This is a genomic window from Pseudomonas sp. FSL R10-1350 (assembly GCF_009600525.1).
In the GTDB taxonomy this organism is placed as follows: Bacteria; Pseudomonadota; Gammaproteobacteria; order Pseudomonadales; family Pseudomonadaceae; genus Aquipseudomonas; species Aquipseudomonas helleri.
In genome coordinates, this window is the sequence record NZ_WIVR01000021.1 from 68,499 (window position 1) to 74,656 (window position 6,158).

Sequence of the window (6,158 nt, forward strand, 5' to 3'; positions counted from 1 at the left end):
AACCTGAGCTCATAAACGAATGGACAGACCATCGGCCAGCGATTGTCGGTAGGCGCGCCATGCCGGTACGCAGCCCATCAGCAGGGCGGCTGCCAGAATACCGCCGAGCAGCGTCCATTCATATTCACTTGGCCAGGCCAGCGGTAAATAGATCCCGTAATTCGATTGCACATACCCCTGGGCCAGCGCGATGCATACGTACAGCAAGCCGACGCCTGCCACCACGCCTGCCAAAGCCAGGGCCAGGGCTTCAAATACCAGCAGCGTGGCGATATGCCAGGGCCGTGCACCGACCGAACGCAGGATCGCCATCTCGCGGCGGCGCTCATTGAGGCTGGTCAAAATGGCCGTCAGCATGCCGATCAACCCCGTCAGCACCACAAACAGCGACACCACGAACAGCGCCTTTTCGGCGGTGCTCATCAGGCTCCAGAGTTCCTGCAACGCCACGCCGGGCAGAATCGCCATCATCGGTTCACCGCGAAACTCATTGATCTCGCGTTGCAGGGCAAAGGTCGAAATCTTGCTGTTCAGGCCGAGCATAAACGCCGTGATGGCTTGAGGCGTCAGGTCCATATTGCGCGCCTGGTCGGCAGTGACTCGCGCAGCGCCCTGGGCAGGCACGCCGTTGTGCCAGTCGATATGGATCGCCTCCATACCGCCGAGGCTGATATGCAGCGTGCGGTCCACAGGCGTGCCGGTGCGCTTGAGAATACCGACCACGGTGAAGGGCTTGTCGTCGTGTTTAACCAGGCTGACCGCAGCCACGCCGTGGGCCAGCACCAGCTTGTCACCCAGCTTGTAATGCAGCGCCTCGGCCACTTCGGCGCCTAGTACGACCTCGAACGGGTCAGTCTGGAAGGCCCGACCGCTGGCCAACTGAAGGTTTTGTCGATGGCCGTATTGATAGTGCTCAAAGTACGCCTCGCTGGTGCCCATCACCCGGTAGCCGCGGTGCGAATCACCCAAAGACATCGGGATCGCCCATTTCACTTTCGGGTTATTGGCGAAATGCTCGAAGCTGTCCCAGCGAATATTGTTGGTGGCATTGCCAATACGAAACACCGAATACAGCAGCAAATTCACCGATCCCGAACGCGCACCCACGATCAGGTCGGTGCCGCTGATGGTGCTGGCAAAGCTGGCGCGGGCTTCGGTGCGCACCCGCTCCACCGCCAGCAGCAGGCACACTGACAGGGCGATGGCGAATGCGGTGAGGATCGCGGTGAAGCGTCGGTTGGCCAGACTGGCCAGGGCTAGGCGAAACAAATACATCTCAGACCTCTGCCGGTGTAGCGGCGCGATTAAGTTCAGACAGCGACAGGTTGCGGTCGAAGAGCGTGGCCAGGCTTTGGTCGTGGCTCACAAACAGCAAGCTGGCGCCGGCCTCCCGGCACTCGGCAAACAGCAACTGGATAAACGCTTCGCGGGCGTCCGCATCGAGGGCAGAGGTGGGTTCATCGGCGATCACCAACTCGGGCTGGCCGATCAGCGCGCGGGCGGCGGCAACACGTTGTTGCTGGCCGATGGACAGCGAGTCGGCACGGCGCTCCAGCAGGGCCGGGTCTTTGAGGCCCAAATGCGCAAGCAGGGTTTGCGCGGCTTTGGCAACGCTGCCGTGGCGCTGGGCGGCGCGGCTGGCGCGCAATTTAGAAAAGTGACACGGCAGTTCAACGTTCTCGCGCACGGACAAAAACGGCAGCAGATTGAACTGCTGAAAAATATACCCCGTGTGATCAACCCGAAATCGGTCCCGGGCGCCTGAGCCCAATTCACTCAGTTCTTGCCCCAGCAAACGGATCGTCCCCTGACTGGCTTTTTGCACGCCGCCCAGCAAACCCAGCAAGGTGGTTTTACCGCTGCCGCTGGGACCTTTCAGAAACAGCGTTTCGCCGGGTTCAAGACGGAAGGCCGGAATATCCAGCAGCACCGGTTGCCCGGGCCAACTGAAACTCAGGTCATTGAGTTCGATAAGTGCTTGGGTCATGGGGAAGGGTTATCGCCTGCCAGTGAGAATGTTGACGTTGTAGTCGCTGCCTAAGGCTGCGATAAGGGCCGCAGGAGCTTCAACAGCAGGGTTGCTGCGCACCCCATCGCAGCCTTCGGCAGCGACTACAAAGTGGGGAGTTTAGAACTTCAGGGTTGGCGCTTTAGGCGTCAGCTCAGAACCTTGCTGGCCGCTGCCACCAATCAATTGCACCTTGAGTTTGTGGGTGCCCGGGAAGGTCTTGAAGAACTGGGTCAGATCCAGTGCTTTCAACGCCTCGGGGTTGGCGCACGTAAATGCATAGTGCGCTTCTATGTCGCTGTGGTGGTGTTCTGTTTTTGCCGCACCGGCTTCTTCAGGGGCGGCTTCGAACAACGGGCTGTCCAGGTCTTGGGCTTCAACCACGCACCCTGCGGCCTTTGGCAGGCTGAACAGGGCCAGCGGGTTTTCCAGTTGAGTGCGTGCGGAATCGACCTTGGCCTTGTCGGCGTCTGTGGTCGCAATGTGCTCGAAACCCACGATGTTGACGGACGGGCCGTCGAGGTCCAGCTCCAGGGTTGGGCCGTCCAGGGCCACATTCAACGTCCCGACACCATGCTCGTGGGCACCCAGGCTGCCGTGTTCATGGTCATGATCGTCGGCGGCGTGAGCCATGGTCAGCGGCAACAGAGCAAACGGCAAAGCAAGAAGCAAACGGCGCATACCACGACTCCAGCAAAAATGTAATTAAATGTTATGTAATCTTATAACAATCAATTCGAGATTTTGCCCGTGTGCTTGGCGTTCTGCAAGCCGCATGGGAGCATGCCCCATGAAATTTGAGGAGCAGGACGATGGTGCGAATTCGCGGAACGATAGGTGATTGGCCGGTTGACCTGACCGTAGAGCTGGATGAGGGCGACTGGGCGAAGCTGGGCGCACAACTAAATGTGAGCGAAGCTCCAGTCGCTGCGACGCCCGCCAAGCCCGTAAGCCAGGACGATGCGCTGTGGGAAACCACCAAAGACCTGCTGCGCAACGCCGGGCAAATCACCGGCCCGGAACTGCTGAGCCAGCTCGAAGCCCTGACAGGCAGCACCGGCGCGGGCAAGCGCCTGTTGGTGCGCCTGCGTCACAGCAGCCAGGTCAAAGTCGTCAGCGGCGTCGACTCACCGCTCTACAGCTGGATCGAATAACCCCGCAAACCCACCCCTGTAGGAGCGAGCTTGCCTCGCGATCTTTTGACCTTAGTACAACGCCGCAAACAGCTTGCGGCGATAGGTCGTCACCAGCGGGTGGTCATTGCCCAGCAACTCAAACACTTGCAACAAGGTTTTGTGGGTGATGCCTTCGTTGTAGCTGCGGTTGCGGATGAACATCTTCAGCAGGCCTTCCAGAGCACCCTCATATTGCTGGCGGGCCAATTGCTGAATCGCCAACTGATACGCCGCCTCATCATCTTGCGGGTTTTGCGCCACGCGGGTTTTCAAATCAGCCGCGTCTGGCAGCTCTGCCGCCTGGCGCAGAAACGTCAATTGCGCCTTGGCACCGGCCAGTTCGGCTTTATGCTCATCGCTCTTAACCGCGTCCAGCACTGCTTGGGCTTCGGCCAGTTCATTGCGCTCAGCCAGGCAGCGGCCATACAAAATCAGCGCTTTGGCGTTGGTGTTGTCTTCAGTCAGGATGCCTTTGAGCAACGCTTCAGCATCGGCAAAACGGCTCTCGGCAAACAGCGCCTGCGCTTGCTCCAGAGGGTCTGCTTCTTCAGGCTCAGGCATTTCAACGTGTTTCTCCAGCAAGGCGCGCACGGCGGACTCAGGCAAGGCTTCCTGGAAGTGCTCGACCGGCTTGCCCTCTTTAAACAGCACCACGATGGGCAGGCTCTGAATACCGAAGTGTTGAACCAGTGCGTGTTCAACGTCGCAGTTCACCTTGGCCAGCAGCAACTCGCCCTGATAACTCTCGGTGATTTTTTCAAGGATCGGCAGGATCACCTTGCACGGTGCGCACCACTCGGCCCAGAAATCCACCAGAACCGGTTGCTCGTGAGAAGCGTCGACCACCAGCTTCTGAAAATCGGCTGCGGTCACGTCGAAGCTATAAGAAGGCGTAGTTTGAGTCATCGTGCATCTCGAAACAGGTAAATGAAGGCAACTATAAAGGCTGCACAGGCAGGCTTAAAGCCGCGTGCATGCGTTGCGCGTGATACAGGCTGACGTTGCGAAACTCGTGGGGTTCGGCCAGGTCCGGCAAGGTCAGTGCCTTGAGGCTGCCCAGTTGTTGGTACAGCGGATGCTGGAAATCGCGCACCCGGGAATCAGCGACCAGCGTTTGCTGGCCGCGAGTCAAAAACTGATCCAGCAACGGCAAGTTCTCGCGGTCGTACAGCACATCCGCCACCAGGACCAGATCGAAGCGGTCAGCTTCGGCAAAAAAGTCGCTGGAATAATGCAGCTGTACGCTATTGAGTTCGGCATTCGCCCTGCAGGCCGCCAGCGCCAGAGGGTCCAGGTCGCAGGCCACCACTTCCAGCGCACCCGCCTTTGCCGCCGCTATCGCGGCAATCCCCGAACCGGCACCAAAGTCCAGCACGCGCTTGCCTTGTACCCACTGCGGTTGCTCGTCCAGGTAGCGCGCCAGCGCCAGGCCGCTGGCCCAGCAAAAGGCCCAATACGGGGGCTCATAGAGAATGCGCCGGGTCTCATCGGGGGTGAACTCACGGTCCATGTTCTGCGCATCAATCAGCCAGAGCTTGAGTGCCGTGCCTGGCAGCTCGGTGATGACCAGGCGCGCATCGCCGAGCAATGCGCGTAAAGACTGTTGCAGGTCGAGCGGTGTGTTCATGGTGCACTGACAAAGGCCAGGGTGCCCACATTCTGCGTCGACGGCTGGCTGATGATGCGCGAGGGCAGGTGCAGGATCAATTGCCCGGACTGGCTGGCCCGCCCGCGCAACTCAACCCGTGCCCCGGCAGGGAAGGCTTCAGGGTTAAAGCGCAGCTTGAAGGGCAGCGGCTGGTTATTGCCAATGATCTTGCTGCTGGCCATCAGCCCCTGCGGGCGGCCGCGTTCGTCAACAATCAGGATCGCCAACTCCACCTCGGCGCCTTTAGGTGCCCCGGTCAGCACGCCGCTGAGTTCACGCTGATACGCCGGCAGCGGCCCCAGATCGGCCGGTGCGTCGGTTTCTGGCTGGGCCAGCACTTGAGTTTGTGGCGGTTTGGCTGGCTCGCTGCTGCAAGCGGCCAGCAAACCGACGAAACACAGCAAAACACACGTTCGTAGTGACATGAGAAGCTCCAGCGGCAGGTCAGTCGACGTCAAAAATTGTGTAAAAAGGTAGTCGGCGGACTGTATACCGTAAAGCCTATGGCTTGTCTTGCTAGTGGGATGCGCTACCATGGCCCTCCCATTTTTTGTTGCCGCCACCATGCACTGTCCATTCTGCGGTGCCAACGACACTAAAGTCATCGACTCGCGTCTGGTCGCCGAGGGCGATCAGGTGCGCCGCCGGCGTGAATGCCTGGCCTGTGGTGAGCGTTTCACCACCTTTGAAACAGCCGAGTTGGTGTTACCGCGACTAATCAAGCAAGACGGCAGTCGTCAGCCCTTTGACGAAGAAAAACTGCGCGCCGGCATGCAGCGAGCACTGGAAAAGCGCCCGGTCAGTGTCGAGCGCCTTGAAGCTGCGCTGGCCCATATCAAAAGCAAGCTGCGCGCCACCGGCGAACGCGAAGTCAAATCGCTGGTCGTCGGTGAGCTGGTCATGACCGAGCTGCAAAAGCTCGACGAAGTGGCCTATATCCGATTCGCCTCTGTCTACCGACGCTTCCAGGACCTCAACGAGTTCCGCGAAGAGATCGATCGACTCGCCCGTGAGCCTTCCAAAGAATGACCCTGACCGCCGAACAAGCTGTTTTAGACGCCCATTACATGGCGCGTGCCATCGAACTGGCGCGCAAAGGGCTGTACACCACTCACCCTAATCCACGGGTCGGTTGCGTGATCGTGCGCGACGGGCAGGTGGTGGGCGAAGGCTGGCACGAGCGTACGGGCGAGCCCCATGCAGAAGTCCACGCTCTGCGTGCCGCGGGTGCGTTGGCCCGTGGCGCTACCGCCTACGTCACCCTTGAGCCATGCAGCCACCACGGGCACACGCCGCCATGCGCCGATGGCTTGCTGCATGCGGGCAT

General features: G+C 60.0%; 9 protein-coding genes. 3 read left to right on the plus strand and 6 right to left on the minus strand.

Annotated features, from left to right (window positions below; all coding sequences use genetic code 11):
- Positions 1–9: 9 nt before the first annotated feature.
- The 3 genes from GHO25_RS12110 to GHO25_RS12120 all read right to left on the minus strand — a co-directional run bounded on the left by GHO25_RS12110 (position 10) and on the right by GHO25_RS12120 (position 2,689).
- Positions 10–1,275, minus strand: coding sequence for an ABC transporter permease (locus GHO25_RS12110; protein ID WP_048388952.1), 1,266 nt, complete (start codon positions 1,273–1,275; stop codon positions 10–12).
- Between the two features lies 1 nt (position 1,276).
- On the minus strand, positions 1,277–1,987 hold the full coding sequence (locus GHO25_RS12115) for an ABC transporter ATP-binding protein (RefSeq protein ID WP_048373878.1): 711 nt from the start codon (positions 1,985–1,987) through the stop codon (positions 1,277–1,279).
- A 141-nt stretch (positions 1,988–2,128) separates the two neighbouring features.
- A complete protein-coding gene (locus GHO25_RS12120) occupies positions 2,129–2,689 on the minus strand; it encodes a DUF2796 domain-containing protein (protein WP_048373876.1) in 561 nt (186 codons plus the stop codon).
- A gap of 131 nt (positions 2,690–2,820) precedes the next feature.
- Between GHO25_RS12120 and GHO25_RS12125 the strand changes: the two genes are divergently transcribed.
- Positions 2,821–3,162 (plus strand): hypothetical protein, encoded by a 342-nt coding sequence (locus tag GHO25_RS12125; protein ID WP_048388948.1) that lies wholly within the window; start codon positions 2,821–2,823, stop codon positions 3,160–3,162.
- 51 nt (positions 3,163–3,213) lie between these two features.
- On the opposite strand, the gene GHO25_RS12130 is transcribed toward GHO25_RS12125, so the two are convergent.
- Genes GHO25_RS12130 through GHO25_RS12140 form a run of 3 tightly spaced genes read right to left on the minus strand, consistent with a single transcriptional unit; the run spans position 3,214 to position 5,256 of the window.
- On the minus strand, positions 3,214–4,089 hold the full coding sequence (locus GHO25_RS12130) for a co-chaperone YbbN (RefSeq protein WP_153390862.1): 876 nt from the start codon (positions 4,087–4,089) through the stop codon (positions 3,214–3,216).
- A 31-nt stretch (positions 4,090–4,120) separates the two neighbouring features.
- On the minus strand, positions 4,121–4,810 hold the full coding sequence (locus tag GHO25_RS12135; protein ID WP_153390863.1) for a methyltransferase: 690 nt from the start codon (positions 4,808–4,810) through the stop codon (positions 4,121–4,123).
- A complete protein-coding gene (locus GHO25_RS12140) occupies positions 4,807–5,256 on the minus strand; it encodes a YbaY family lipoprotein (RefSeq protein WP_048367771.1) in 450 nt (149 codons plus the stop codon). Before GHO25_RS12140 ends, GHO25_RS12135 begins: the two co-directional genes overlap by 4 nt.
- Positions 5,257–5,395: 139 nt before the next feature.
- Here GHO25_RS12140 and nrdR point away from each other — a divergent pair, with 139 nt between their 5' ends.
- Positions 5,396–5,860, plus strand: coding sequence for a transcriptional regulator NrdR (nrdR, locus tag GHO25_RS12145; protein WP_048367842.1), 465 nt, complete (start codon positions 5,396–5,398; stop codon positions 5,858–5,860).
- On the plus strand, positions 5,857–6,158 hold a 302-nt coding region (locus GHO25_RS12150; protein ID WP_256677214.1), incomplete at its 3' end, for a deaminase. The genes nrdR and GHO25_RS12150, both read left to right, overlap by 4 nt.

What these genes read in the sequence shown, in the direction of transcription:
- GHO25_RS12110 (WP_048388952.1), bottom strand. Translation starts at nt 1,275, where the DNA reads ATGTATTTGTTTCGCCTAGCCCTGGCCAGTCTGGCCAACCGACGCTTC.
- GHO25_RS12115 (WP_048373878.1), bottom strand. Translation starts at nt 1,987, where the DNA reads ATGACCCAAGCACTTATCGAACTCAATGACCTGAGTTTCAGTTGGCCC.
- GHO25_RS12120 (WP_048373876.1), bottom strand. Translation starts at nt 2,689, where the DNA reads ATGCGCCGTTTGCTTCTTGCTTTGCCGTTTGCTCTGTTGCCGCTGACC.
- GHO25_RS12125 (WP_048388948.1), top strand. Translation starts at nt 2,821, where the DNA reads ATGGTGCGAATTCGCGGAACGATAGGTGATTGGCCGGTTGACCTGACC.
- GHO25_RS12130 (WP_153390862.1), bottom strand. Translation starts at nt 4,089, where the DNA reads ATGACTCAAACTACGCCTTCTTATAGCTTCGACGTGACCGCAGCCGAT.
- GHO25_RS12135 (WP_153390863.1), bottom strand. Translation starts at nt 4,810, where the DNA reads ATGAACACACCGCTCGACCTGCAACAGTCTTTACGCGCATTGCTCGGC.
- GHO25_RS12140 (WP_048367771.1), bottom strand. Translation starts at nt 5,256, where the DNA reads ATGTCACTACGAACGTGTGTTTTGCTGTGTTTCGTCGGTTTGCTGGCC.
- nrdR (WP_048367842.1), top strand. Translation starts at nt 5,396, where the DNA reads ATGCACTGTCCATTCTGCGGTGCCAACGACACTAAAGTCATCGACTCG.